Consider the following 221-nt stretch of genomic DNA (forward strand, 5'->3'; position numbering starts at 1 on the left):
ATCACCCGGTCCACGGTGATGCCGTGGGCGGCGAAGAACGCCCTCGCCCGGCAGAAGAACCCGATCGTGGTCACCGCGCGCTCGTCCTCCAACGCCTCGGTGTACGCCAGGCGGGTGTACCCGTCGATCGCCGAGTGCAGGTAGGTGTACCCGACCCGTCGGCCAGGCCCGCGTTTGGCCGCTCGCGCGTTCTCGGAGTCCCGGCCGTGAGCACGCCAGCC

At 71.0% G+C, this 221-nt stretch carries 1 pseudogene; it reads right to left on the minus strand.

Features of this window, described 5'->3' with window-relative positions:
- Positions 1-221: pseudogene (locus KVS67_RS13935) on the minus strand (IS481 family transposase); the annotation flags it as partial.

The sequence above is a fragment of the Micrococcus sp. GbtcB5 genome (assembly GCF_019091605.1).
Classification (GTDB): Bacteria; Actinomycetota; Actinomycetes; order Actinomycetales; family Micrococcaceae; genus Micrococcus; species Micrococcus luteus.